This is a genomic window from Pseudalkalibacillus sp. A8 (assembly GCF_045920555.1).
Taxonomy (GTDB): domain Bacteria; phylum Bacillota; class Bacilli; order Bacillales; family Fictibacillaceae; genus Pseudalkalibacillus.
In genome coordinates this window covers 3,258,588-3,284,303 of the sequence record NZ_CP174509.1, presented here as the reverse complement: position 1 = coordinate 3,284,303, position 25,716 = coordinate 3,258,588, and the positions used below count along the sequence as shown (strand labels likewise).

Here is a 25,716-nt window from a genome sequence, read left to right as displayed (position 1 = left end):
AAAAATCAAATCATAAATAAAATGAGTCATGGAGGAGTATTTATGAATTCTACCCCACCTATTAAATTGTTTGCCCTCGGGGGCCTGGGTGAAATCGGAAAAAACATGTACGGTCTTCAATATGAAGATGAAATGATTTTGGTTGATTGCGGAATCAAGTTTCCAGATGAAGAACTACGTGGAATAGATTATGTCATTCCGGATTTCACATTTCTAGAAAAACATAAAGATCTGATTAAAGGTGTTTTCATCACACATGGACACGAAGACCACATAGGATCAATCCCTTTCCTGCTGAAGCGCTTAAACGCACCGATTTATGCTGGTAAGTTATCAATCGGATTCATAAAAGATAAATTGCAGGAACATCGTCTACTAGGCGCCTCTATTTTAAAAACAGTTGATGAAAACTCCTTTGTAGAATTTAAGCATTTCTCGATCCGCTTCATGCGGACAAGCCATAGTATTCCTGATTCCTTAGCGATATGTATAAATACTCCCTACGGAAACATTGTCCATACAGGCGATTTTAAATTCGATCTTACACCTGGTGGAGCTTCCTATGATATCGGCAAGATAGCCGAAATTGGAAACGAGGGTGTATTCTGTTTAATGTCAGATAGTACGAACAGTGAAATACCTGGGTTCTCTTTATCAGAATCGGCTGTAAAGGAGACCTTATTTGATATCGTTGAACAAATCGATGGTCGCATAATCTTTGCAACTTTCGCATCAAATATCTATCGATTGCAGCAAGCGATTGAAGCTTCAATTGCTTTCAACCGGAAAGTAGCGGTTTTCGGAAGAAGTATGGAACGATCAATTCGCATCGGACGTGAGTTAGGTTATATCCGAGCCTCAGAGGATACGTTCATATCAGGGCATGAAATCAACCGATATCCATCCAGTAAAATAACGATCTTATGTACAGGGAGCCAGGGTGAGCCGATGGCGGCTTTAGGAAGAATCGCCAAAGGACTTCACCGTCAGATTCAAGTCATACCTGGGGATACAGTCATCTTTTCTTCCTCTCCTATTCCTGGAAATATAAAGCAAGTTTATAAGCTTATTGATCAGTTGGAAAGAATCGGTGCGGATGTCATACATAATAAAATGAGTGATATCCATACATCTGGACACGGAACCCAAGATGAACAGAAATTGATGATCCGTCTATTGAAACCGAAGTATTTCGTTCCGATCCACGGAGAATATCGAATGCTTGTCAATCATGTGAAATTGGCAGTTGATTGTGGTGTTGAACCGGAAAATACTTTTGTATTGGATAACGGAGATATCCTCGAATTAGATGAGGACGGGGGTCAGGTTTCAGGATCATTCCCTGCAAATCCAGTCTATGTGGATGGAACGGGTATTGGGGATATTGGAAATATTGTTCTCAGAGATCGGCGTCTCCTCTCATTATGTGGAACAGTCGTTGTAACCATTACGATCGATTCGAAAAATGCGAAATTACTTTCTGGTCCTGCTCTTGTATCAAGAGGTTTTGTTTTCATGAAAGAATCCGGAGAGTTATTAAGTGAAGCTGAACGACTTGTTGAAAAGGAAATCAACTCCATGTTGGAAGACGGGGTGACCAAATGGTCTGATCTGAAGAAGAAGATTTCCGACCTCCTCACTTCCTATTTCTTTGAAGAAACAAAACGGAACCCAATGATCCTCCCGGTAATCATGGAAGTCTGATTTTATCTTATAAACAGAAAGGCATGTATTATGAAGAAACCATCACAACTAGAAGAAGAAATCAATAAAAGGAAGACCTTTGCAATCATTTCACATCCCGATGCAGGAAAAACCACACTGACAGAAAAAATCTTGTTTTTAAGCGGTGCGATCCGTACTGCGGGTACTGTTAAGTCAAGAAAATCTGGTAAGTATGCAACTTCTGACTGGATGGAAATGGAGAAACAACGTGGTATATCGATTACTTCTAGTGTCATGCAATTCACATATAACGATTTTAAAATCAATATTCTTGACACCCCTGGCCATCAGGATTTCAGTGAAGATACTTATCGTACGTTGATGGCGGTTGATAGTGTGGTCATGATCATTGATGCTGCCAAGGGTGTCGAGGCACAAACGAAAAAGCTCTTTAAGGTCTGCAGTGATAGGGGTATTCCGATCTTTACGTTCATCAACAAAATGGACCGTCAAGGCCGGGACCCTTTTGATCTCCTTGAAGATATCGAGGAAGTCCTCGGAATCCAATCGTTCCCGATGAACTGGCCGATCGGGATGGGGAACTCCTTCAAGGGTGTCTATGATCGTATAGTACACAAAATTCATCTTTATGATGAACAAAGAGAACATCATTCCTTTCAGTTAGAGAGTGATGACTTGTCTAATGATGACTTAAATGGTTTGGTAGAGACTGAACAAATACTTGAATTACAAGATACCATTTCCTTATTAAATGAAGCGGGAGATTCGATGAACTCAGAGGCGATCAAACAAGGGAAACAGACTCCTGTATTCTTTGGAAGTGCCATCTCTACTTTCGGTATTCCTGCATTCATGGAACATTTTCTAGAACTCGCGCCAGAACCACAGGGACGGAAAAGTAATGAAGGGTATGTAGAACCGTCTGATAATGATTTTTCTGGTTTCATTTTTAAAATTCAAGCGAACATGAATCCTGCCCATCGCGACCGGATCGCGTTCATGAGAGTTTGCTCAGGAAAATTCACAAAAGGTATGGAAGCGTGGAACGATCGAACGAACAAATCGGTCAAATTGGCTCAAGGACAACAATTCTTTGCAGCTTCGAGAGGAAATATCGATGAAGCTTATCCGGGAGATATCGTCGGTTTGTATGATCCCGGTTTGTATCAAATTGGTGATACACTTTGTGGTCAAAAAAATACGTATTCTTATGGGAAGCTCCCACAGTTTCCACCAGAGCACTTTGCTAAAGTCCGTGCAAAAAACGCCATGAAACAGAAACATTTCTATAAAGGTGTTACTCAGTTGGCTGAAGAAGGTGCTGTCCAGGTTTATAAAACCGTCAAAATGGAAGAATCCATTCTAGGAGTTGTTGGGATCCTCCAATTCGAAGTGTTTGAACAACGCTTGAAAACCGAATATGGCGTAGATCTTGAGATACAATCCCTCCCCCACACTTGTGCAAGATGGGTATCTGATGACAAGGATTTGAAACTTGATAGTCCTAATTATTTGGTCCATGATCAATCAGGAAAATCTGTGATCATTTTCGAAAGTGATTTTGCTTTAAGATGGTTCAAAGATAAAAATCCAAATACCGAATTATATGACTAAGTATCAAAATAGGCTGACCTGAAGAATTTTCCTTTAGGCCAGCCTATTCTATATCAAGAATCTTTGTAAACTTCACTCGTAAATACATTCCATTTGATTTGCCTCTTTGCCCCCTTAAAGTGCTTTTAAAGCAGTTCTTCAGTCGGCAACATTTCCTTCAGCAGGGATTGGATTTTCTTTAAGTATTTTTGCGAAGTGGATTAGATTATAGGCCATCATCTTTGCATTTTTTTGTGTGAATTCGTGCTTGTATCCTTCTGCCTCGATATAAGAGGGGCCCGGGCCCGCGTCACCCACCCAATAGGTTTCAACGTTCGGTGGAACTGTAAACCCAATGTGGGAAAGTGAATATAGGATTGAACGGCATGCGTTTTTTGCCCCATCTTCATTCCCGGTGACAGCAACTCCACCTACTTTATTATAGTAGATCCCTTGTCCTTTATCATTCGTAAGGCTGCTTCCACCGTATAGTCTCTCGATCGCAAGTTTTGCCACACTGCTTTTCTCACCTAACCATAATGGCGTTCCAATAAGCAGAATATCTGCCTCTTTGATCTTCTGGAAGATCGATGGCCATTCATCTCCTTCACCCATGTCATCCGAAATCCCATAGAGAATGTTATAGTCTGTAAGCCAATAGATATCTGTGTGAACCTCATTCTTTTCAAAAATTTGGACCACTTCTTCTAACAATGCCTGTGTATTTGAACTTTCCTTACTGGATTTCAATGAGCAGTTTAACACTACCGCATTCAGGTTCAAACGAATCCTCTCCTTTCCTTTCTTGTACATTAAACCATTACCATGTACGAAAATAATTTAATCTTTTATGTATTGAAGGAAAAGTTGAGGAAAGGATTATTAAGTCATTATTTAAAGTGAATACTAACCGTATCTTTTTTTATTGAAGGTGTGAATTTAAAAGGATCAACATCGATAAAGAACAAATCATCGATTATCAAAAAATTGATCGTGCGAATGATTTTTATAACCTAGCTCCAGGAAACAATCGTTATAGACCAAAACAAACAACCCCGATTAAAGACCTGTACCTTGCTAGAGATTATACCTTGCAGCCGTATTTTGCGACCATGGAAGGAGCCGTAACCTCAAGGATAAAAGCAGCAAAGCTTATAGAAGATCAAAATAAAAACTGACCGGGATGGTCAGCTTTATTCATTCTCTTTGTTTTGATAGATTTTTGGGACGGCAACCTCATCAAAATGATTGACAAGATAAAGCAGTTCATTCTCTAGCTTGTTACCGGAAATCGGCACCCCATGTCCGGTAATTGCTATAGAAGGCTTGAGTTGTTCGAGAACCTTTACGGAATTTTCTGCTTGATTCCAATCCATTGTGAAATAGGCAGGCGGTCCATTGATCTCTTGCTTTTGCGTATATACGTTATACAAGGACTCCTGGTCTACTGTGACAAAAGCATCTCCTGCAATCAGCGCTCGATCAGATTCGCGGAATAGAGAAATGTGGCCTGGTGTATGCCCTGGTGTATGAATCCATTTCCAATCTGTTAAAAATGGTACTGTCCCGTCAGATGGTAGTTCCTCCAAGAATTCTTTGATATCGATCGAATGGTTTGGAAAAAGTGGAGACATTTCACTGACCATTCCCCCATCTACCTTCGGATTCCCTTTAGGATAATCCTCCTGGCCAGTCAGGTAAGGGAATTCCAGATGATGAGCATACACTGGGACATCCCAGTAGGTTGCCAGCTCTTCAACGCTTCCAACATGATCGAAGTGTCCGTGTGTTAAGATGATTGCTTTGGGAGGGTGTTCCTGTCCAAACTGTTTTTGGACAGCCTCTAGTATTTTTTCTTTTGATTTCGGCATACCAGCATCGACCAAAACCCAATCTTCGTTTTTATTCATGGCAAAACACAAATTAACGATTTGATTTGTATAACTAAATACATCAGGTATGACGAGACTTCCTTTACCGCTTGAGACAGATGTCAAAGGGAGGAAAGCATCTCTTACCTCTTCATTCATATTGTCACCTCCAGAAGTTGTATATCATACCTCATTATTCACGAGAGAAAGCTATTCTATTCTTTATCCACACTTGATTATCTACACGGAAAATGATGTACAAAAAAGTGGCTGACACTTAATGGTCAGCCACTTAGCACTTCATTTATCCTTCTAATAATAAGGATTCTGGATCTTCTAACAGTTCCTTCACTTTGACGAGGAAGCGTACAGCTTCACTGCCATCAACGATTCTGTGGTCATAGGAAAGAGCAATGTACATCATAGGTCGGTTTTCCATACGCTCTTCGTCGATTGCGACCGGACGCCACTGGATCTTATGCATTCCAAGAATACCTACTTGCGGTGTATTCAAAATCGGAGAAGACATCAGTGAACCGAAGACTCCCCCATTCGTAATCGTAAATGTACCGCCTTGAAGCTCATCAATCGTCAACTTTTTGTCCTGAGCCTTTTTAGAAAGAGACTTGATTTCCTTTTCGATTTCCGCAAAGCTCAGTTTATCCGCATCCCGAACGACAGGCACGACAAGACCTTCTTCAGCTCCAACTGCAATACCGATATCGTAGAACTTTTTAAGAAGCATTTCGTCCCCTTGAATTTCTGCATTGATTCTAGGGAACTTCTTCAATGCTGCAACAACTGCTTTCGTAAAGAAGGACATGTAGCCCAATTTCACGTCGTTTTGCTGTAGGAATTGCTCTTTGCGTCGTTTACGAAGATCATTGATTGCAGTCAAATCAACTTCATTATATGTTGTCAGCATCGCTGCTGTTTGTTGAGCCTCTACAAGTCTTTTCGCGATCGTTTGTCTTCTACGTGACATTTTTACGCGTTCAACTGGCTTGTCTGATTTTTCTTCAGTAGCCTGTGGTGATGGACTGCTTGATTTTTCTGGCTTGGATTTTTTTGTTTCAGCCTTTTCTGTCTTAGAAGAAGATCGATCAGCGTGGGTCTTTACATCTTCGGATCGGACTCGTCCGATTGGATCTTTCGATTTCACTTCACTTAAATCAACACCGAGCTCTCTTGCCAGCTTACGCGCAGCAGGAGAAGCTACTGGACGATCCGTTTCTTTTTGCTCCTCTTTAGCAGGGGCTTCTTCTTTTTCAGGCTTTTCTTCTTTCTTCTCAGCCTTTTCTTCTTTTTCTTTTGGTTCTTCCTTTTCTTTATCAGATCTTCCTTCTTCACTTATTGCTTCCTCGTCACCTTCACCGAGGGTTGCAATGACTTCCCCTACTTCGACTGTATCGCCAGGTTCTCTCAACAACTCAGTGATCACGCCATCGTCTTCCGCACTAACTTGGACATTGACCTTATCAGTTTCCAATTCGACGAGGTAATCCCCTTTAGTGACTTTATCACCTACCTCGACTAACCACTCTGAGATCGTCCCTTCTGTTATGGATTCTGCTAGTTCTGGTACTTTGATTTCGCTCACGATACATTTCCTCCTTCAGTGGTAACTGTGTCTGTCTTTTTCAATTTCAATGCTTCGTTGACGATGCGTTCTTGTTCTCTTTTATGGACATTCGGTTCTCCAGCAGCAGTGCTGGAACGCTCAGGGCGACCGACATAAGTCACTTTCATGTCATCTGAAACCGAAGCTCTTATTTTTGGCTCGATATAAGACCATGCCCCCATATTCTTTGGTTCTTCTTGAACCCAAACAACCTCTTCTAAATTCTTGTATTGATCAAGCAATTCTACCATCTCTTTTTCTGGATATGGATAAAGCTGCTCGATTCGGAGGATATCGATCCAATCCCAATCTTGTTCATTGGTTTCTACAGCGGTATCAAGATCGATCGAAACTTTACCGCTGCATAGGATCAGTCGTTTGACTTGTTCTTTCTTCGTACCGACATTTGATGGGTTATAAACTGCCTTGAATTGCCCTTCGCTGAATTCTGAAGGCGTTGAGGCAACGCGCTGGTTACGAAGTAGGCTTTTCGGTGTCATGATGATCAAAGGCCGGACTTCTTCTTTAGTAGTCAACGCTGCTTGCCTACGTAAAATATGGAAATATTGTGCAGCAGTCGACAGATTTGTTACTGTCCAGTTGTTTTCAGCCGATAACTGCAAGAAACGTTCTAAACGTCCGCTTGAATGCTCTGGACCTTGTCCCTCATATCCGTGTGGAAGCAACAAGACGAGTCCAGATTTCTGTCCCCATTTTGCTCTTCCGGCAGAAACAAATTGATCATAAATGACCTGGGCAGCATTAGCAAAATCTCCATATTGCGCTTCCCAAAGTACGAGCGTATCAGGGGCGAATACATTATAACCATATTCAAAGCCAACTACCGATGCTTCAGACAATGGGCTGTTATGAATGGCATAAGATGCATTCGCTTGAGGAAGCTTGTGCAATGGCGAGTATGTTTCGCCAGTTTTAGGGTCATGGAGTATAAGATGTCTATGAGCAAATGTGCCACGTTCCGTATCCTGCCCTGTCAATCGTATTGGTGTACCATCTTTAAGGATTGTAGAAAATGCGAGCGTTTCAGCTAATGCCCAATCGATTTTCCCACCCTCAGTAAGGGATTTTTCACGGCGCTTCAGGATTTTTTCCAATTTAGGATAGACGGTAAATCCTTCAGGCCATTTAAGGAGATCAGTATTGATTTCTTCAAGTTCATTCAACGGTACTGACGTTTCTAAAGCAGGCAGCCCGTGGGCAATTTGTTCCGGTGCTTCAATTTCATTTACACTATCATCATGATTCTTCGATACTCTTCCGTATTTATCATCCAGGTTATCTTGTACATCCTTTTCCATTTCTTTGGCTTGGTCTTTAGTTAATACCCCCTCAGCTTGTAAAACTTCAGCGTAGAGATGGCGTACTGTAGGATGATTGTTGACTTTATCATAAAGCTGCGGATTCGTCGCAGAAGGATCATCCATCTCGTTGTGTCCAAAACGGCGATATCCGATAAGATCGATAAGGAAGTCTTTTTGGAACCTTTTCCGATACTGGTAAGCTAAGCTGATTGCAGCTAGACAAGCTTCAGGATCATCAGCGTTCACGTGGACAATCGGGATTTCGAAACCTTTCGCCAAATCACTTGCATATTTGGTGGATCTTGAGTCAGAACTCTTGGTTGTAAACCCTAACAAGTTGTTTGCGATGATATGCACGGTACCACCAGTTTTGTACCCAGGAAGTTGGCTTAAATTCAAGGTTTCAGCAACAATGCCTTCTCCAGGAAAAGCAGCATCACCGTGAATCAAGATTGAGAAAGATTTGGAGACATCTTGTTTTGGATAACCTGCTGAACTACGGTCCTCCTGAGCTGCACGAGCGTACCCTTCCACTACAGGATCGACGAATTCGAGGTGACTCGGATTGTTTGCTAAGGTGATACAAGCAGGCTCATGGCTCTCTTCTTCAATTTCCCGGTCTGCTCCAAGGTGGTATTTGACATCCCCAGTCCATCCATAATTGATTCCCATGGAACCTTCGGAAGGTACTAGTTCTTTGTTTGGAGCGTGATGGAATTCAGAAAAAATCTTTTCATAGGGCTTTCCTAATACGTGAGCGAGTACATTCAAACGTCCTCTGTGAGCCATCCCGATCATGACATTGCGGGCCCCATCATGCACACCTGCATGGATGATTTCGTCCAGCATCGGTACCATTGTATCGAGTCCTTCAATCGAAAAGCGTTTTTGACCTACGAATGTCCGGTGCAAAAACCTTTCGAATCCATCTACTTCTGTCAATCGATGTAAAAGTTCGATACGATCTTCAGAAGACAGTGATGGATAGATCGCTTCCGATTCCACCATTTCATCGAGCCATTTACGTTCTTCCTCATCATGGACATGACTGAATTCGAAAGCTAAAGATTTTGTATAGATTTGTTTAAGTTTTTCAATTGCCTCTAGACCGTTTTGGATATTTTCTGGTGCGTCTTCCCAAACAACTTTTGCAGGAATCGCTTTCAAATCTGCATTGGTAAGTTGATAATTTTCTGGATCAAGGAAAGGCGCATCTGTTTGCGGTTCTTCCAGGGGATTGATATCGGCGGCTAAATGTCCGTAAGTTCGTATATTCTCCGCAAGCTTGACTGCAGCAACAACTTTTTTCATTGTTGTTGCTTCACTCATCGTTTGAGATGTTTCTGAAGTTTTGTCTGTAAGTTTATCAGAAGAAGCTGGCGGTGCCCCCCAGTCCTCGAAAAGTTCCTTTACTTCTGGATCTACAGACTCGGGATCCTCTACATATCGATCGTATAATTCGATCGCATAGCCAAGGTTGGGTCCATCAAAGCCCGCCCATGGTTGTCCCTTTTTGGGTTGGTTAGTACTCATTTGTCAATACCTCCAAAGTGCTAATGGTGATTTTTGTGGTTTCGTTGGGTATTATAAAGAAATTTGCTGTTATTAGTGTATCGTTTTCATGCCTTCAGTACAAATAAAAGTGTGTCAAAATTTAAAATTTGTAAGGATATTGGAAGTTTGCGGTAAGGATGTATGGATCATCCTGTACTTTATATACCCCAAATGTAAAAAAACGAGTCTTCAAACAAGAAAACTCGTCGTATAAATTATCATATATTTAGTTGGAGACTATATGGATGGAGGTATTTTTCTTGTCATCGTCGTTAGAAAATCTTCATAAAAAAGATTGTAATTAAGCTGCATGGCAATTTTGATTTCATTTTCAGGTTGTGCAGGTTGTTCTTTGGGACGGTTTCGGAAGTCGGCAATGGTTAGTCCATGTGCAGGCCCATCAATTTGAACATCAACAGATTTCATAACATAGTTACAGACTTCGGGCTTCGTCAGTGCCATCAGAGTGAGCACATCATGGACTGGTGCACCGGGAACTCCAGGGACCATTCTTTTATATGCTTGAATATAATAGTCTAAAACTTTGGGAATGAGGCTTTTATAAGGGTTTTGTGAAGCTCTTTCAATGATCGAAGCCATTTCCGCAGTAACATATGCGTAGTTCGTTACATTAAGGGGTAACAATGTTGTATTTTTTGCTTTGGCAAATACGTTTCTAGAAGCAATTGAATCACCATGGACATTTGCTTCAGCAACAGGTGTTACATTTCCAGGAACTAAGAAAGCTCCTCCCATGAGAACATAACTTGAGACCATGGACGTAATGGCTGGCTCTAGCGTAAAGGCAATAGAGAGAGAGGAATTTCTCCCTATATCTACCACAGTGATATTACCCTCAAAACGACTGATGATCGTAAAGATATCACTGAATGGAGCCATTTCACTACTAATGACTTGTGGAGGTTGAATCGGCCCTAACCCTTCTGGTCCATGGATTTCTGGATAAAATACGGTGAATTTCCCACTCACCGGACCTTCTGCCCCACGAATGATAGGTATATTTTCCAGCTTGCCTAGCTCAAGCAAATATGCGACATTTTGTACAGCTTGTTCTTTCGTGACATTTCCATAACTAGGGACTATACCGACGATGTTTATCTCCGGGTTCAATACAGCATAGATCAATGCAAGGGAATCATCAATCCCAGGATCTGCAAACAGCAATACATTTTTCAACCCCTGCCCCCCTTAAGTTAACATCTTTATAATAGATATGTTTTAAAAATTGTTTTTGAACTGGAAAAGTGCTGTCCCAAAAACGAGAAAGCCCACTGAGAACTTTCTACGGGCTTTCTTTTCCTTACACTTATAAAGTGTATATGCTTACCTCAGCACATGGCGACCAGCATTCCCATTTTTTGGACATACCTATGAAAATTAGAGGACATCTGATCCGTTATTTGTGACAAAATTGGGTGTTTAGCGTGGCTTTTTCGTACAATTATCGTCTCTATCGCGAAGACTTTTGGAAGAGCCCCTTCTCGAAGGCTATTCTTTGTCTTTACGGATTACCGAAAAAACGTTCAGTTCTAAATTCCGGGAAATCCTGTGAAGGAGCGCTCCTCCAGCAGTGCTATTCCCTTTCTCATTAATAGAGGGACCTATGATCCCAATCCCATACCGTCCAGGAACGGAACCTATGATACAACCGCTGACACCGCTTTTGACCGGAAACCCGACATCTACAGCATATTTTCCAGCTTCATTATACATTCCGGATGTCATCATGATCGCTTCAATCGTATTGATATGATCCATTGGAATGATTTGCTCACCTGTCTTAAGGGATCTACTACCATTCGCAAAGAATACGCCAAGTTTTGCAAGATCGGTTGTATGAACATCAATCGAGTTGATACGAAAATATAAATCTAATGTTTCATCTATATCGTGGGCGATCGCTCCAGTACTTTTCATGAAAAAAGCCAACGAGCGATTACGATCCCCTTTAAGCTGTTCAGATTCATAAACTTCATCATTCAATTTGATTGAATTGTTGTTCATGATCTTCCTTAATGTTTTTAAGACACGATTGAACTTCTCGTCTACATCTTTCCCTTTGATCATAGCGGCTACTGCGATCGCTCCAGCGTTAACCATCGGATTGAAGGGTTTTGTTACATCATGTGCTTCAAGATGACTGATTGAATTGTAAAAATCACCCATCGGTTCCATCCCGACATTTTGAAAGACTTCTTCCTTTCCAAAGTCATCAAGGGCCATCATTAAACTTATGATTTTAGACGCGCTTTGAAGTGAGAATTTCATATCTGTATCTCCAGCAGAGAATACTTCATTATCCATATTGATGATACAGACCCCTAATTTATTTTGATCGATCGTTCGTTGGCCAGGTATGTCTTTCACAACTTGTCCTTCTCTTGAATAAGGCCTGCATTCCGTTACGAGCTCTTCCAATAAGTCGTTTGACAATTCTTTCATAATAATGCACCTCTATTCTACCCCTTATCATCTAATTCCACCTTCCATGACATTTGAAACCGTCCCTGGATTTATTAATCGTGACTAAGAACCTTATTAAACTATTTTTACAGGCTGATCGATTAGATAACTAGTCAATCAATCCTATCAAGTAAAACTTTCAGCCCCTGCTTATCGGATTATTTTTCAGAATTTTGCTGATTTTAAAGAGGAGGTGTGCTATTTTGTTGGAAACGATTTGAATTGGAGGAATTATATTGAATAAGAAAGTAGTCCTACATACAGCATTAGCAGGAATTATGAGCTTTTCTTTATTTGCACCTGGGGTGTCTGCCCATGATACCTTAGATGATATCTCAATTGAAAAAGGCTCTCATGAGGCTGAGTTGAACGAAATTCCGACACTTGAAGGATCCAAAAATCTGGGTAACTGGAAAGAAGCCGCAGCAGTGCCTCTTAAGGAATATGACGGCAAAAAGAATTCAACTGCAGATGTGTATGCCCATAAAGGTTATGCTTACCTGGGAACACATACTTCTGGGGGCGGTAACGGCGGGGTCCGAGTCTTTGATCTGAAGGACCCATCTAATCCTGTTGAAATATCAAGATTCGCAGAAGAAATCCCTGGAACTTGGCAAGAAAAAGTCATCGTAAAAACCGTTAATACACCCCATTTTAAAGGAGACCTAGCAGTTGTAAGTGTTCAACAATTGAACCGTGATAACCCGTTGTCAAAAGGTGGTTTCCTACTTTACGATGTAACAGATCCTTTTAATCCGGAGCGCCTGGGTTTTTGGGAGCTCGATAAAAGAGTACCTGGTACACATGAGTTATATTTGACGGTTCAAGGAAACAAACCGCTTGTTTTGACAGCGAACCCCTATGCCGATTATTACACTCATGGAGAGCAGAAAGATTTTGCACTGGTTGATGTGTCTGATCCAACTAATCCAAATACCGTCTATGAATTTGACCCAAGAATGTTAGAAGAAGTACCTGAAGATTTCAACGGGTACCACTGGAATTCTCCTGACGGGAAGACAAGACCTGTTTTCAACCATAGTACGATGACTGATGGGAACGGTCAGACAGCCTATCTTTCATTCTGGGATCTGGGAACTATTATTCTTGATATTTCCAATCCGAACGATGTAAAATACTTAGGGCGTACTGATTTCGCACCTAAAGTCCAAGGTTCAGCACATTCAGCAGCTATTTCAAAAGGTGGAAATGTACTGATTGAAACACGAGAAGTTTACGCACCTACCCGAGTAGGATACGAAGAATCTTACGGTTATACCCGGATTTTTGATATCAAAGATAAAACCAACCCTAAGTTGTTAAGTACTTTCAAGACTGACTTGGTAGACAATGTAGAAGATGGGGTGACATTTGCGAACACTGTCCATGATCCAAAAGTTCATGGTAACACATTGTATCTTTCCCATTATGCTGGAGGCGTTCGTGCAGTTGACATCACGGATCCAGCAGCGCCTGTTGAAGTCGGTAAGTATGTACCAGAAAAGGCATACATCTGGGGTGTATTCGTAGATCGTGACTTCATTCTCGCTTCTGATATGGGTCAAGGGCTTAAAGTGCTCTTGAAAAATAAGGGTCATCAATAAGGAAATGAAAAGGGAGCTGGCTTAAGGATTAACACCTTGGCAGCTCCTATTTTATATATGTTCACCAACCGTTGCAGTTTTCCGAATTAAAGCGAATATCGTGATAGCGATTGCCAATACACTAACTGAAGAAAGCGTGATGAAGACCAGTTTCTCAGACGCTTTTAATAATAGAGAAATGGCAGGCGGACCAGCAGCCACCCCTATAAAACGCATACTGCTATAAAAAGAGGTGATCGTTCCTCTCTCCTCTTTTTCACTACCTTCTGTAATCAATGCATCTAAACATGGCAAACTGATCCCGATTCCCAATCCTGATACAGACAGAAATAAAATGATCATCAATAAGGAGTTTGTGAACAACAATAAAAATAAAGCTATCGTAGAAACTAAATTTCCGATAAAAATCAAACGGTCCATAATTCGTTTGTCCTTACCGATCATTTTCCCTGTCAAATAGGAAGCGACACAAAGTGCAAGAAGTGGAATCGCTAAGTACACACCTTTAAGAACCCCTGCAATTTCATACTTGATTTCTAAAGAAGATGACAAATAAATGAGGAACCCGAAGACAACAAACATATTGATGCCGCCAATCATGAAAACCCCGTATAACCAGTGGCCATTTTTTTTGAAGCTCTGCTTGATCGTTTTTACAAAAGCGTTGAACGGTTGAGGTTCACTTTCTTCCGTTGGAGCTTTGACAAAAAGTAACATCAAGATGACAGCGATAGCTGAAAACAGTGGAACCGACCAAAAAGGAATATACCAAACCCAAATTGCTAAGGCAGCTCCTAAAATCGGGCTGAGAACTTTCCCAAAAGTATTTGAAGTTTCGATAAGACCAAGGCCAGCACTTACTTCTTCTTCGTTTTTAAATAGGTCCCCCACAGTTGGAATAACTACTGGAAATGCACCTGCAGCCCCAGCTCCTTGTATAAACCGACCAAATAAGATCCATGGGTATGGATTGTCTGCGGAAATGGATGCCCATCCACAAACAATGCCTCCTATCCCGACGAGAATCAAGCTCGGAATGATGATTTTCTTCCGACCGAAGTGATCGGATAGATACCCTGCAATCGGGATGAGAATGATGGCGATTATGGAGTAAATGGTGATGATCAGACTTGATTGGAAAGCCGAAATATTGATCTCCCTCTCGATGACTGGAAGGACGGGGATAAACATAGAATTCCCTAATGTCATCATCAGGGGAATCGAGGCTAAAGCCAACAGAGCAAACTTATTCTCATTCATTTTTTAGTCTCCATCAGTTTTTACATGGTTTATTAGACAATGTATTGCACCTCAACATTTTTTGCTTAATTATATATAAATATTCACTTTCTATATGACAGAACGTTCTGAATGAATCAAATGAAAAAGACAGGAACTTTATAGTACGTCCCTGTCTGTAATATACCGAAGGCAAAGTGTCCGGAGTCTTGAGATGCAACTATAAACATCGGTATAAAACTGCAATGGCCAGACACTAATGTATCAGCGAAGTCTGTAATTTGATCATGCGGCATGATTTCTGCATGCATCTGCACATTTGAAGCATGCATCTGCGCATTTTTGACAATGGTCATGATCATGCTTCTTACATTCATTTCCACATGCTTCACAAATGTCTGCACATGCTTTTACTAATTCTGTTGTAAAAGGAGTTCCTCTTCCTAGTGCTTGTTCTAGAAATGCACACATATCTGCACATTCTCTGTCCAGGCGGATGCAATCCACCATCATTTTAACGTCATCTTCCCTTAAGCATGCGTCATAACAGTGATTACAAGCTACCATACATTCATGTAAGGTATTAATCAAGGACTGGTACTTCTCATGTGACATAATTAGCCTCCTTTGAATTTTTCTGTACAGTTGTGCAATACCCTATATGTTTTTTCAGTTAAACAAAAATTCATTAAAGGATTTAAAAATTTGTAAAGATTGGCAGTTTAGAAATCATAAATATGTTATAATGAAAATAACTGAAATTTCTAACATTTAAAAAGGAGGTTTTATATGTACCAAGTAAAAGACGATGAAAAAATATTCATTTATACAGGGCCGGACGGTTCAGGCCGAAAAACGTTAGCGAAGATGGTCGCTACTGTTTTTGATATGGAAACGGTAATATCATATACGACAAGGAACTGCAGACATTATGAAGTTGATGGAAAAGACTATCATTTTGTAAGCGAAGAAACTTTCCAGACAATGCATCAGCAAAATGAATTCCTCGAAAGTGTCGAAATTGATGGTTTCCGCTACGGTATACGGGAAAAGGATATTATTGACACTTTCAAAGATCATAAATTAGTCTATCTTGCTTTAAATCCTGAAGGTGCGGATAAATTGAAACACATGTACGGTGAGAATGTGATCAGGATTTTCATCTATGCCGATCGGGATACAGTCATCAAAAGACAGCAAGAACGCCAAGATGATGCTGCTGCTATCCGCCGTCATATGACACATTATGATGAAACGATGAATTATAAAAATGTATGTGAACATGCCTTTGAAAATTATGACCTACCTCAAGTGTCCTATCAGATCAGTGAATTGGTCGAATCATATTTGAACAGGGATTATATCGAATCCGAGTATTAAAAGTAAAATAGGAAGGTTTACAACTTTTAGTAAGGAAGTGAAAGCAATGAAAGCTTTCAAAAAGGCGTTCAGAATCATTGTACTTTCAAACCTTGCAGTATTTGGATTCATCATGCTCCTCCCTGCCCTATTGATTACAGGGGATCTTGAGATCGTGCGGGAGTTCATTGAATTTTTGAATAGGGATTAAGTAATAAGTGAATGTTCTTAAATAAAGCGTGTCCTAAAGCTTTTAGGATACGCTTTATCTTTTTTTACCGGTCGTTAGTTACATTTTGAACGTAAAAAATAAAAAGGTGTATATATAGGCAAGATTCTTCGTTATAATGAGCCATATATGAATAACAGAGGGGAATAAATATGAATTCAAAAGAGATGCAGGAGAAGATCATCGAGAATTATCAACGTGATGAACAGATGATGATTCTTGTATTTGCACAGTGGTGTGTTAATCATGATCTCGATCCTGAAGAACTTTATAAAAAAGCCTATCCTCATCAAGCTTTGAATTCTGCGCTTGAACAAGCATGTGAGCTTACAGTACCTAAAGAGGAAGCGGGCGAAATCGGAGATCAGACTCTACTAGGCGTCTTATCAATGTTTGGTAACGAAGACCTAGTCTATGTTGTCACTGAGGAAATTGAAAAACGGAAGAAATCGAATTGAAGAATCGGAAAGAGGACTGAATATTTACAGTCCTTTTTTTATGTTTTATTTGATGATCAATTCATCCTCAAGAAATTTCATGATTTTAAAAGGGCCATTACTTTTATTAGAAGGAATCGTGAGGCTGATCCCAGAGTTTGGATAGACTGCGGAATGAAAACTGACACCCGGATCGTATCCCATCACGTGATATTTGAATATCTCCTCTGCCCTTTTATTGATCCAAATGCCATATCCATAATACACATCTTGTTTAACCTGAATATGTGGTTTCAACAACCTATCTTTAGTCGGTTCTTTCAACAGCTTATTGCTGAGTAGACCCTCCCAGAATCTGTTCATATCCGGACCACTGACATAAGCCCCACCGTCTGCCCCTCCTATTATCGGGATTGAATATGTATTTGTCCTCCAGGTCCCATCCTCTTCATCGATATACCCTGAAGCAGTATTTTCAGGAAGTTGATCCAAGGAGAAATACCCTGAATCATACATCTTACATCGCTTGAAAATGTTCCTTTTCACATAATCGATAAATCGAAGTTGCGTCTTTTGTTCAATGATTAAACCTAATAGAATGAATCCTGCGTTATTATAATGAAATTTCTCCCCTGGGTTAAACATCATATTCTTGTCTTGGAACATTGGTAAAAAATCCTTCAAATCCCTCAAAAGATACATTGGCTGCTGTTTCCATAAATCCTCGAAATCGTCCATTTCGGCTTCGTCGAAATAATCGGGAATTCCGGCACTATGTGTTAAAAGATGATGGACCGTTACGTTAGGAGTAAAGTTCGGAAACTCAATATCGAGACAGTCTGTCAAGCGACTTTCAAAAGAGATCACATCCTCTTCAACCAGTTGCCCAATTGCGACAGCTGTGAAAAGTTTACATCCAGAAGCGATCCCAAATCTTGTATCCACTTTATTCATTAATTCTTCTGCACGGTTGGCATAACCTGCTGCCATAAGAATGGCATCTTCCTCGTCCCTTTTCATATGGATCGTGCCGGAAAATGCTTCGTCTTCAATGACTCGTTTTATTTTGGATTCGATCAATATATCGTTTTTAACCATCATGTCTGCCTCCTGGTAAGTAGAAATCGTTCTCAGTTCTATTCTACAATAAATTGGAATTCCCTTTTGAAAAATAAAAACTACACCCGGTTGTGGATGTAGTTTTTGCTTTAGTACATGCTTTTCCCTTCCTCGATTCGTTGTTCCAGCCATCCATGAAGGTCACGGAAACCATCGAGGGATAGGCAGATCGTTTGCTTTTCATTAGCTCCATCGATCATCTCTAAACGGATGTTTTGATCATTTTCTGTATAAGTGAAGGCGAAATGTTTCTTTTCCCCTTGAATCTCTTCTTCCCAATTACACATGTAACTCGTTACAAAGTTGATTTTACTGTTCCGGGATGGCTTTCGCTCCTTGGCTATTTCACTTGTATGTTCATCCACCGGCTCTGCTGAGGAAGCAGGAGGATCAACTTTTTCCATTGCAGGCGTATCCAGGGATACTGCTGCTTCTGAATTTGGTGCCTCTGTTTCTTCGACTGCAGCCTCAGCCTCAATAGACGTTGCATCCTCTAACTTAACTTTTTCAGTTTCTTTTTCTACTTGTTCAACCTCTTCCACATTTTCTTCTTCCACAGGTTCTTTAATTTTTACTAGATGTGGTTCAGCATATTTCTTGATGATTTCATTCATATACTCGGGCTTGAATGGCTTCATCAAGTATCCTACTGCTCCAGCATCCAACGCTTCCTTGATCATATCTTTTTGATTGCTTGCTGAACAAACAAGGATCACTGCCTCCGCATCAAACTTCAAGATTTCTTTAATCGCATCGATTCCATTCATTTCCGGCATTGTAAGGTCCATCATGACCACTTGCGGTTGAATTGCTTTGTACTTTTGTACCGCTTCCTTTCCATTGACTGCTTCTCCAGCTACAATATGACCATACTGGTTGAGGCAATCAGCCGCCATTTTACGCATAAAGCTTGTATCATCCACAACTAGAAATTTAAAAGACATCCTCATTCCCCCTATATTTTAATGATTTGCTTCAATTGACCGCTTTCAGGACTTCATCTACTGTTGAAATTCCATCGCGTGCTTTTGATAGTCCATCATAAAGCATGGTTTTGAATTCATTTTTCTTCAAATATTCTTTGAATTCTTCAATTGAGCTCTTTTTCAAGATTAATTCACGCAGTTCATCATCAACTTTCAAAACTTCATGGATGCCAATGTAACCTTTAAAGCCTGAATTGTTACATAACTTACAACCGTCCCCTTTTACGACTGCTACTTTTGAACTTTTATTCGTTGTGACGAAGGAGCGGAAATTGCCGATTTTGCTTTTTTCCTTTTGATCTGACACCTCTATAAGATTATGTATTTCAAAGAGCTTCGACTCATCATCTGAAGCAGGCATGCTTTTCGCACACGGTTCACAAATGCGTGGAACCAGCCTTTGACCGATGATGCATGATAGTGATGAAGCAATCAGGTATGGTTCAATCCCCATATCCAACAGGCGTCTGATGGTATGGATCGTATCATAACCGTGTATTGAGCCGACCACTAATCGGCCAGAGAGTGCTACTCTTGTTGCAACCTCTGCTGTCTCAGCATCAGGCACATCAATGACCATGCCGATATTCGGGTCTTGGTTCATGATTGACCTCAGTCCATTTGAAAATGTAAAGCCTAAAGATTCATTTACCTCTACTTGCATGATGCCGTTGATTCTGCGCTCGACAGGGCCCTCTACTGATACGATTTTCCGTTTATCGATGTTCATATGATTCAAGATGGAATACAGTTGCGTTGTTTTACCGCTAACTGCTGGACCGGCAATCAAGATAAATCCTTTACTCCGATCCATTGCATCCTCCAATTTACGCTTGTTCTTTTCAGTAAAACCGAAATCATCAAGTTTGAAAAAGTCTTCTGAATGCTTCATCAGACTTAGGACAACACTTTCTCCATCGATTGTCGGTACAGTTGAAACCCGAATGTCAAAGTCATTATTGTAAAAATTCTTATGTATGTATCCGCTCTGTGGCGGTTTCCGTTCTGAGGTGTTCATATTCGAAATCGTCTTTATTCTTCCAATGACAGCTTCTTGTAATTGTTTTGGAATGGTTTTTTGTTTTTCAAGAATATAGTTAATACGATATCGAACTATAAGACCTTCTTTATCAGCATCAAATGAATATCACTCGCATTCCTTCTGGAGACCATAGTCGATGATTTCGGATAATTCTTTTACTGAAACCAATAAACCATAATGATCAATGATCGCCATCTCCAGTTCGCTACGTGTGGCCAGACATGGTTGGACCACCATTCCTGAAGCAACTTGTATATCTTTCATCGCCCCTTTATTCAAGGGGTCCACCATTGCTACCTTTACGCTTCCATCCTTTTGTTCGATCGGTATCATGCAATGTTTCCTAGCAACCGATTCATGAATCAGTTGCAAGGTTGCACGGCTCGGTGCAGCTTCAGCCATATTGATTACAGGAATCCCTAGCTGGAATTCTAATGCCTCTACTAATTGCCGTTCAGTATCATTTCTTCTTCTATGAGAATCTCACCAATTTTTTTAAACGAGTGCTTCTGTTGCTGTAGTGCTTTTTCCAGTTGTTCTTCGGATATCAAACCATTCATGATCAAAAGTTCACCGATGCGCATATGGACCTCCTTGAATTTATTAGCTATAGATAGAATCGAATTCATTCACCAAAAAAAGACATAAAAAGCCAAGTATTTTGAACGGCCCGACGGTCATGCCATCTTAGTAAAGATGGTTTAGATTCGCGGCTTTGCGTCCCCGACTTTCGAACGGGTTTGCCTTTTTTCATTCACTTGGCTTTCGTGTAAAGAAGAAAAATTTGTCTAGGAAAAAATACCCTTTTGTTACTTGGTTCAATTAAACTTGAAAGAAATATTTGGAAAAATAGAGCGTTATCACTAATTTCCAAAATAGTTGAAAAGAACCATTATTTCGAAATTAAAGGTATTCCGACAATTCAATATAGGTAATTTTCCTTATAAAAATCACAAAAAAGCCGTCGAACAATGTCAACGGCTTTTGCTTGTTTTTCCTTTCAGTTCTGCAATAAGAACATATCGTTCTGGAGCAGCACCGATAAAATCAAATGGATAACAGGTCGAGACCGTAAGCGTAGCTCGGGGTTTCGGAACGATGACGGTACGATCGTCTTCATCCACTATCCTCACTTTTCGAACTTTATAGGTGAACTCTCCGGCTGAAGTCTTCACGATCAAAATATCGTTAACGCCAACCTCCCCTAATTTACGAAAGACGGTATCCCGATGGCCAGCAAGTACTGAATTATCATTTTCTCCAGGCAGGACACTGCCTTCGAAATGACCAACCCCTATTTCTAATTCATCTTCCTCTGTACCATGATAGATTGGTAATGTCGCCTCAAGCTTCGGAATGATCAGCTCCCCGATCCGTTCACCCTTTTCAGGTCTCTCAGGATATAGAACGCTCTCCTTAACATTTCGCTCGGAATCTTTTATTGACTCCTGAATTTCACTATCAGGTGAAGCTTCTACGGTTGAAACTTGCCCCGTTTTAAATAAGAAGTAACCTTTTAGAAATTTATAGGCGTTGGTACCCGAAAACCCGATTCCGCCAACAATCAGTCCAATACATAGGGAAAGAAGAATCAATTGCTTGATTCTTCCTCTTGTCATCTTTGCCATTTACGTATTCTTCACTTTATAACGGCGGTATATAATGAACCCTAACATCGCTGAGAATAAGCCAGCGGCTGTATTTTCAACGTAATTTGAAGCTGTTTTCGGAAGTTTTGCACCCTTTACTGTTTTGGTAACTGGTTTTTGAACGACTTGTTCTGTTTGTTTCAAATCAATTCCTACTTCTTTTACAAACTCCGAACCGAACATATCTGCCGTAAAGAGGAAATCAGCAAGAAATTCTCCATTCTTGTTGTAAAGTTCAATAAGAAGGTCGTACCCTTGAGAGTCTTCCATGGCCATCAATGCCTTAAATGAAATTGCTTTTACTTCATCTCCTTTTACGAGATAAAATTTCACATCTAGCTCAAATAAGTCCATCAATTCGTGGAAAATATCAAGTAATTCTGCAATCTGTTCAGCAGTCAATTCTGCTACTGTGTCAAACTCTTCAAATGCCATCATACGGTTGGCAAGGTTGTCCAATCTCTCAAGAAAAGCAGGATCCTCATAGTCTATTGTTTCCAGGTGATTGAATAATCTCTCGAATTCATCCTCTGTAAAGCCGATTTGATTTAGAAGATCATCAAACTCTGCCATATCGACCTCTGGACCGTTGATATAGAACTCAAGCATGAATTCAAGGTCTTCGATTGTTTCATAGTTAGCAAGATCATCCTCATTCTCTGCTAAAAGAGCTTCCAATTCTTCTTTCGTCATATCATATTGTTTTAGGAGTTCGTTTAAGCTATCGTCTGTAATCGGAGTCATTGAAAAGAAATAAAGATCACTATCCAAGTCATCTACAAAAGTATAGACATCTAGAATTCCTTCTCCTTCTTCAATTTCACCATTGGAAACCAGTAGTTCAGTTGCTTCTTCAAGCGTCAATCCATGCTCTTTTAATAACTCATTTAATAATTCTTCCGTTAGGACAGGTCCTAAGAAGTCTTTCAATTCCTCGATGTCCTTGAAATCTTCCAGTGCCATCTCATAGAAATCAAGATATTCTATTAGTCCTTCTTTCGTCCATCCTATTTGATCCAAATAGTTTTGAAGGTTTTTTTCTGCTGGTGAAGCAGAAGCATAATGTGGTATTGCCGCAACACATAAAACCAGAATAAAAATTGCAGACAGTATGCGTTTCAACTTGATCTTTCCCCCTGAAAATGTAGTAATTTCTAGAATAGTATAATCTTGAAAAATAAAAAAAGATAGATTTATTTTTCGGCAAATATTGGCACGGATAATACGAATTAAAATACTGTCCTCATAGGGCTTTATGCACTTGCGAAAAATAAAAAAACAGCTCCGTATTTTCGAACCTGTTTTCGATAATTCCACAAATTAGTATGTTATTAAAGTACAAGCTTTTTTGATGGGCACTTTCTCACTTTGTATATCGATTGGCATAACTTGAGGCAACCAGAGACTCTGGCTTGATTTTTGCTTCTATCCCATGCGCTTCGATCCTCGCGACCATTTCTGCGACGAACTCCCTTGTTTTATTACGTTTTCCTTTCCCGATGTCCAAGTGCCCTTCCATGGTGAAACTTGAGCCTTTGTAAACATGGGGTAAGACGATATGGACCAGCCTGTTCTTCAAATCTTCGCTGAACAGGTAAGCAACTTCTTCCGTTAAAGAAGTTTCAATTGAAATCTTTTGGTGCAGGTTACGGATTGCTTCAGGGTATCGTAACTTCCGGTAACTGGCCCATGCTCCTCTTCCTACTCTTTGTATAACTAATCCGGTAATGAAGATCGTCTCATTCTGATAGACATGTGAATCCGTTCCGATCATAAGTTTATAGTTACCCATCGGTTCTTTTTTCATAAAGGTCACGATGTGTTGAAATACATCTTCAAAAGTCAAATATGGATAGGTAAGGTTTTTAAACGCCATTGGCTGGTCTGCAAAGAAACTGCCATTCACTTGCATCCATCTCCTTTTGTCGTTTTCTTGTCCTATTAAAATAACCTGACATGCCCTATATTATTTATTGTAGGTGGTTTTTAATTTACTTATACTATACTATTCCTTACTCATTCAATGAGTGAACAAGTCAAGAGGTCCTCTGTTTTAATAAATGAATTTAACAGGAGTATTATGCGGGAATTCCGGAAGAAGGAATCAAAAAAACCTGAACCAAATAGTAATGATTCAGGTCCGTACAATCAAAGGATGGTATAGGATACCGGTTATATCTCTTATGTGGGAATCAAGTTCAGGGGGATATAATACAATTAAGCATGTAGAAGGTCCTGCGGATTTAGTCAAATCAAGATCTGAATCTATATGTAGATCAGGTGAAACCCATCTTGAATTCATTTGTGACAACTCATGTAGGATTCCTTTAGAACCCACTGGCCAAACGTAAAGATCGTCTAATAGCAAAAGACGTTTAAAAACAGATAACGAAGCAACCTTTTGATTCTGTTCAATCACTTCAGAACCGACTAAAGGACTTCCTATAACGGCAACTTGTAACTCTTCAAATGGAACTTCCATTTCAGTAGGTGCTCCTCTTCCCGTCACCACAATTCCAATAGCAGACTGCTCCATGGAAAAATTACTTTCCGTACTTCCGGTGATCACAACTTGGTCCATTTCTAGTTCTGATAACCCTTTTTCTACACCTTTTACGAGTGATCTCCACGCCTCATTACCACAGAAATTGTGTAAATTGACGGATATTGGTTCTCCTCCAGCTGCCATACACTCCATCACAGCAACTCTAAAGGAATAATAGGAGACGATCTCATATGGAACTTCAACCTTATCCCTATCTTTTTCTCCTATCGCTCCACAATTATCACTTGTCATGATAAGATTTTCATCTTCATTAAAAGGAACGATAACCGCATTTCTCATCTTCCCACCTCTTGCGTGTTGTTCTTGATCATAAGGGTGTGGAACCTATGTACAAGCAGGAAGGTGATTACAGCATTGATAATCGAACCAATCAGTAAGGATGGTACGATGGCGACATAGAAAGACTGACTGATCAAGTATATGAATGGTAAAGGAGCGACTATTGCATTTCCAATTATAAAAATCAAACCAGCATACATCCTTCTTCCTTTTTGATAAAGGATCGCGAATATCCATACTAAAAAGCCCATTTCTAGAGCAATCATGAAATGAAACGGACCTAAAGGCATTCCGGCAAGTATTGAGGAAACGATATGTCCAACAGCAGCCACAATCGCTCCTGTCAAACGCCCTACCATTACGGCAGCCACTAATGCCGGAAAGACGTCAAGTGCGATACTTCCTATGATTGCAGGGATCTTAATGGAAGCCCCTACAACAGAAAGCCCGGTGAAAAGCCCTGATAAGCTGATCTTCTTACTGGTCATTTCTCCTCACTCTTCCTCTTACCGCTCCTGAAAACCTTTGCACTTCGAACGTACTCCACATCTTTTACATTCATACGAAAGTTGATGACACGGCTAAGCGCGAAAAAGTAATCAGATAAACGATTCAAGAATTGCAGAGGAATTTCTGGAACATCTTGTTCAGTTTTCATCAATCGTACAGCGAACCGTTCTGCTCTTCTCGTAACTGTTCTTGCAATGTGGATTGAGGCAGCAGGTTTGGAACCGCCTGGTAGAATGAACCTTTCCAAATCAGGGGCTTCTTCAATGAATACATCGATTCTTTCCTCCAAGTAAGTGATCGATTCTTTTGTCAGCTTCATTTCCCGTTTTTTTGAAACGTTCGCTAAGTCTCCACCGCAGTCAAATAATTCATGCTGGATTTTTTCAAGGTCTCCGAGAACATCTTGAAAAATAGCCGAATCCAATTCTGTCATGGCTTGGCCGACGAAGCAATTCACTTCATCAACCGTCCCATAAGCTTCTACCCTCACATCGTCTTTATCTACTCTTCCTCCAATCAAGCTAGTTTGTCCTTTATCGCCTGTTCGTGTGTAGATTCTCATGTTT

27 protein-coding genes and 1 riboswitch are annotated in these 25,716 nt (G+C 40.3%); of the genes, 7 read left to right on the top strand and 20 right to left on the bottom strand.

What is annotated here, in order from left to right; translation table 11 throughout:
• Positions 1-42 precede the first annotated feature (42 nt).
• Both rnjA and ACJROX_RS16935 read left to right on the top strand, forming a co-directional pair.
• The gene (gene rnjA / locus ACJROX_RS16940) at positions 43-1,704 is read left to right on the top strand and encodes a ribonuclease J1 (protein WP_408006382.1); all 1,662 of its coding nucleotides are present in this window, start codon (positions 43-45) and stop codon (positions 1,702-1,704) included.
• Between the two features lie 30 nt (positions 1,705-1,734).
• The gene (locus tag ACJROX_RS16935; protein ID WP_408006381.1) at positions 1,735-3,300 is read left to right on the top strand and encodes a peptide chain release factor 3; all 1,566 of its coding nucleotides are present in this window, start codon (positions 1,735-1,737) and stop codon (positions 3,298-3,300) included.
• A 138-nt stretch (positions 3,301-3,438) separates the two neighbouring features.
• On the opposite strand, the gene ACJROX_RS16930 is transcribed toward ACJROX_RS16935, so the two are convergent.
• Positions 3,439-4,062 (bottom strand): flavodoxin family protein, encoded by a 624-nt coding sequence (locus ACJROX_RS16930; RefSeq protein ID WP_408006380.1) that lies wholly within the window; start codon positions 4,060-4,062, stop codon positions 3,439-3,441.
• A gap of 164 nt (positions 4,063-4,226) precedes the next feature.
• Between ACJROX_RS16930 and ACJROX_RS16925 the strand changes: the two genes are divergently transcribed.
• Positions 4,227-4,457, top strand: a complete 231-nt coding sequence (locus tag ACJROX_RS16925) for an FAD-dependent oxidoreductase (protein WP_408011693.1) — start codon at positions 4,227-4,229, stop codon at positions 4,455-4,457.
• 15 nt (positions 4,458-4,472) lie between these two features.
• Here ACJROX_RS16925 and ACJROX_RS16920 read toward each other — a convergent pair whose 3' ends face one another.
• From ACJROX_RS16920 to glsA, 5 genes are all read right to left on the bottom strand, one after another.
• Complete coding sequence (locus ACJROX_RS16920; protein ID WP_408006379.1) at positions 4,473-5,309, bottom strand: MBL fold metallo-hydrolase; 837 nt, start codon at positions 5,307-5,309, stop codon at positions 4,473-4,475.
• A 145-nt stretch (positions 5,310-5,454) separates the two neighbouring features.
• Positions 5,455-6,750, bottom strand: coding sequence for a 2-oxoglutarate dehydrogenase complex dihydrolipoyllysine-residue succinyltransferase (odhB, locus tag ACJROX_RS16915; protein ID WP_408006378.1), 1,296 nt, complete (start codon positions 6,748-6,750; stop codon positions 5,455-5,457).
• Positions 6,747-9,626, bottom strand: coding sequence for a 2-oxoglutarate dehydrogenase E1 component (locus tag ACJROX_RS16910; RefSeq protein ID WP_408006377.1), 2,880 nt, complete (start codon positions 9,624-9,626; stop codon positions 6,747-6,749). The genes odhB and ACJROX_RS16910 overlap by 4 nt, the downstream gene beginning before the upstream one ends.
• 258 nt (positions 9,627-9,884) lie before the next feature.
• Positions 9,885-10,844 (bottom strand): nucleoside hydrolase, encoded by a 960-nt coding sequence (locus ACJROX_RS16905; protein WP_408006376.1) that lies wholly within the window; start codon positions 10,842-10,844, stop codon positions 9,885-9,887.
• Between the two features lie 312 nt (positions 10,845-11,156).
• Positions 11,157-12,110: a glutaminase A gene (glsA, locus tag ACJROX_RS16900; RefSeq protein ID WP_408006375.1), complete on the bottom strand. Its 954-nt coding sequence runs from the start codon at positions 12,108-12,110 to the stop codon at positions 11,157-11,159.
• Between the two features lie 257 nt (positions 12,111-12,367).
• Here glsA and ACJROX_RS16895 point away from each other — a divergent pair, with 257 nt between their 5' ends.
• Complete coding sequence (locus ACJROX_RS16895; RefSeq protein ID WP_408006374.1) at positions 12,368-13,735, top strand: LVIVD repeat-containing protein; 1,368 nt, start codon at positions 12,368-12,370, stop codon at positions 13,733-13,735.
• A 51-nt stretch (positions 13,736-13,786) separates the two neighbouring features.
• On the opposite strand, the gene ACJROX_RS16890 is transcribed toward ACJROX_RS16895, so the two are convergent.
• From ACJROX_RS16890 to ACJROX_RS16880, 3 genes are all read right to left on the bottom strand, one after another.
• Positions 13,787-14,995 carry an MFS transporter gene (locus tag ACJROX_RS16890; RefSeq protein WP_408006373.1) on the bottom strand — a complete coding sequence of 403 codons (1,209 nt, stop codon included), beginning with the start codon at positions 14,993-14,995 and terminating at the stop codon, positions 13,787-13,789.
• 116 nt (positions 14,996-15,111) lie between these two features.
• On the bottom strand, positions 15,112-15,378 hold the full coding sequence (locus ACJROX_RS16885; protein ID WP_408011843.1) for a hypothetical protein: 267 nt from the start codon (positions 15,376-15,378) through the stop codon (positions 15,112-15,114).
• A complete protein-coding gene (locus ACJROX_RS16880) occupies positions 15,260-15,589 on the bottom strand; it encodes a four-helix bundle copper-binding protein (protein WP_408006372.1) in 330 nt (109 codons plus the stop codon). The genes ACJROX_RS16885 and ACJROX_RS16880 overlap by 119 nt, the downstream gene beginning before the upstream one ends.
• Positions 15,590-15,763: 174 nt before the next feature.
• Here ACJROX_RS16880 and ACJROX_RS16875 point away from each other — a divergent pair, with 174 nt between their 5' ends.
• From ACJROX_RS16875 to ACJROX_RS16865, 3 genes are all read left to right on the top strand, one after another.
• Positions 15,764-16,354, top strand: a complete 591-nt coding sequence (locus ACJROX_RS16875; RefSeq protein WP_408006371.1) for a guanylate kinase — start codon at positions 15,764-15,766, stop codon at positions 16,352-16,354.
• Between the two features lie 46 nt (positions 16,355-16,400).
• Complete coding sequence (locus tag ACJROX_RS16870; protein WP_408006370.1) at positions 16,401-16,544, top strand: hypothetical protein; 144 nt, start codon at positions 16,401-16,403, stop codon at positions 16,542-16,544.
• Positions 16,545-16,714: 170 nt separating this feature from the next.
• The gene (locus tag ACJROX_RS16865) at positions 16,715-17,020 is read left to right on the top strand and encodes a hypothetical protein (protein ID WP_408006369.1); all 306 of its coding nucleotides are present in this window, start codon (positions 16,715-16,717) and stop codon (positions 17,018-17,020) included.
• A 45-nt stretch (positions 17,021-17,065) separates the two neighbouring features.
• On the opposite strand, the gene ACJROX_RS16860 is transcribed toward ACJROX_RS16865, so the two are convergent.
• The 11 genes from ACJROX_RS16860 to ACJROX_RS16810 form a co-directional block, all read right to left on the bottom strand.
• Positions 17,066-18,097 carry a serine hydrolase domain-containing protein gene (locus ACJROX_RS16860; protein ID WP_408006368.1) on the bottom strand — a complete coding sequence of 344 codons (1,032 nt, stop codon included), beginning with the start codon at positions 18,095-18,097 and terminating at the stop codon, positions 17,066-17,068.
• Positions 18,098-18,207: 110 nt separating this feature from the next.
• Entirely contained in the window at positions 18,208-19,062 is an 855-nt protein-coding gene (locus ACJROX_RS16855; RefSeq protein ID WP_408006367.1) for a response regulator, read from the bottom strand.
• 31 nt (positions 19,063-19,093) lie between these two features.
• Entirely contained in the window at positions 19,094-20,221 is a 1,128-nt protein-coding gene (locus tag ACJROX_RS16850; protein WP_408011692.1) for a GspE/PulE family protein, read from the bottom strand.
• Positions 20,222-20,251: 30 nt separating this feature from the next.
• Positions 20,252-20,563: a hypothetical protein gene (locus tag ACJROX_RS16845; RefSeq protein ID WP_408011691.1), complete on the bottom strand. Its 312-nt coding sequence runs from the start codon at positions 20,561-20,563 to the stop codon at positions 20,252-20,254.
• A 26-nt stretch (positions 20,564-20,589) separates the two neighbouring features.
• Positions 20,590-20,730 (bottom strand): hypothetical protein, encoded by a 141-nt coding sequence (locus ACJROX_RS16840; RefSeq protein ID WP_408006366.1) that lies wholly within the window; start codon positions 20,728-20,730, stop codon positions 20,590-20,592.
• Positions 20,731-20,807: 77 nt separating this feature from the next.
• A riboswitch (cyclic di-GMP riboswitch) is annotated at positions 20,808-20,901 on the bottom strand.
• 219 nt (positions 20,902-21,120) lie between these two features.
• Positions 21,121-21,774: a class D sortase gene (locus tag ACJROX_RS16835; protein WP_408006365.1), complete on the bottom strand. Its 654-nt coding sequence runs from the start codon at positions 21,772-21,774 to the stop codon at positions 21,121-21,123.
• Positions 21,775-22,917: a processed acidic surface protein gene (locus ACJROX_RS16830; protein ID WP_408006364.1), complete on the bottom strand. Its 1,143-nt coding sequence runs from the start codon at positions 22,915-22,917 to the stop codon at positions 21,775-21,777.
• A gap of 241 nt (positions 22,918-23,158) precedes the next feature.
• Entirely contained in the window at positions 23,159-23,671 is a 513-nt protein-coding gene (locus ACJROX_RS16825) for a ribonuclease H-like YkuK family protein (RefSeq protein WP_408011690.1), read from the bottom strand.
• A 258-nt stretch (positions 23,672-23,929) separates the two neighbouring features.
• Positions 23,930-24,640 carry an ATP-binding protein gene (locus ACJROX_RS16820; RefSeq protein ID WP_408006363.1) on the bottom strand — a complete coding sequence of 237 codons (711 nt, stop codon included), beginning with the start codon at positions 24,638-24,640 and terminating at the stop codon, positions 23,930-23,932.
• Entirely contained in the window at positions 24,637-25,128 is a 492-nt protein-coding gene (locus ACJROX_RS16815; protein ID WP_408006362.1) for an ECF transporter S component, read from the bottom strand. Before ACJROX_RS16815 ends, ACJROX_RS16820 begins: the two co-directional genes overlap by 4 nt.
• Complete coding sequence (locus ACJROX_RS16810; RefSeq protein ID WP_408006361.1) at positions 25,125-25,712, bottom strand: cob(I)yrinic acid a,c-diamide adenosyltransferase; 588 nt, start codon at positions 25,710-25,712, stop codon at positions 25,125-25,127. The genes ACJROX_RS16815 and ACJROX_RS16810 overlap by 4 nt, the downstream gene beginning before the upstream one ends.
• Positions 25,713-25,716 lie beyond the last annotated feature (4 nt).

Bases quoted from the DNA above. Each gene is read 5' to 3' on its own strand.
- ACJROX_RS16855 (WP_408006367.1), bottom strand. From the start codon at position 19,062: ATGTCTTTTAAATTTCTAGTTGTGGATGATACAAGCTTTATGCGTAAA.
- ACJROX_RS16875 (WP_408006371.1), top strand. From the start codon at position 15,764: ATGTACCAAGTAAAAGACGATGAAAAAATATTCATTTATACAGGGCCG.
- ACJROX_RS16815 (WP_408006362.1), bottom strand. From the start codon at position 25,128: ATGACCAGTAAGAAGATCAGCTTATCAGGGCTTTTCACCGGGCTTTCT.
- rnjA (WP_408006382.1), top strand. From the start codon at position 43: ATGAATTCTACCCCACCTATTAAATTGTTTGCCCTCGGGGGCCTGGGT.
- ACJROX_RS16860 (WP_408006368.1), bottom strand. From the start codon at position 18,097: ATGGTTAAAAACGATATATTGATCGAATCCAAAATAAAACGAGTCATT.
- ACJROX_RS16835 (WP_408006365.1), bottom strand. From the start codon at position 21,774: ATGGCAAAGATGACAAGAGGAAGAATCAAGCAATTGATTCTTCTTTCC.
- ACJROX_RS16890 (WP_408006373.1), bottom strand. From the start codon at position 14,995: ATGAATGAGAATAAGTTTGCTCTGTTGGCTTTAGCCTCGATTCCCCTG.
- ACJROX_RS16870 (WP_408006370.1), top strand. From the start codon at position 16,401: ATGAAAGCTTTCAAAAAGGCGTTCAGAATCATTGTACTTTCAAACCTT.
- ACJROX_RS16880 (WP_408006372.1), bottom strand. From the start codon at position 15,589: ATGTCACATGAGAAGTACCAGTCCTTGATTAATACCTTACATGAATGT.
- ACJROX_RS16840 (WP_408006366.1), bottom strand. From the start codon at position 20,730: ATGCGCATCGGTGAACTTTTGATCATGAATGGTTTGATATCCGAAGAA.
- ACJROX_RS16935 (WP_408006381.1), top strand. From the start codon at position 1,735: ATGAAGAAACCATCACAACTAGAAGAAGAAATCAATAAAAGGAAGACC.
- ACJROX_RS16825 (WP_408011690.1), bottom strand. From the start codon at position 23,671: ATGGCGTTTAAAAACCTTACCTATCCATATTTGACTTTTGAAGATGTA.
- ACJROX_RS16865 (WP_408006369.1), top strand. From the start codon at position 16,715: ATGAATTCAAAAGAGATGCAGGAGAAGATCATCGAGAATTATCAACGT.
- ACJROX_RS16820 (WP_408006363.1), bottom strand. From the start codon at position 24,640: ATGAGAAATGCGGTTATCGTTCCTTTTAATGAAGATGAAAATCTTATC.
- ACJROX_RS16910 (WP_408006377.1), bottom strand. From the start codon at position 9,626: ATGAGTACTAACCAACCCAAAAAGGGACAACCATGGGCGGGCTTTGAT.
- ACJROX_RS16810 (WP_408006361.1), bottom strand. From the start codon at position 25,712: ATGAGAATCTACACACGAACAGGCGATAAAGGACAAACTAGCTTGATT.
- glsA (WP_408006375.1), bottom strand. From the start codon at position 12,110: ATGAAAGAATTGTCAAACGACTTATTGGAAGAGCTCGTAACGGAATGC.
- ACJROX_RS16920 (WP_408006379.1), bottom strand. From the start codon at position 5,309: ATGAATGAAGAGGTAAGAGATGCTTTCCTCCCTTTGACATCTGTCTCA.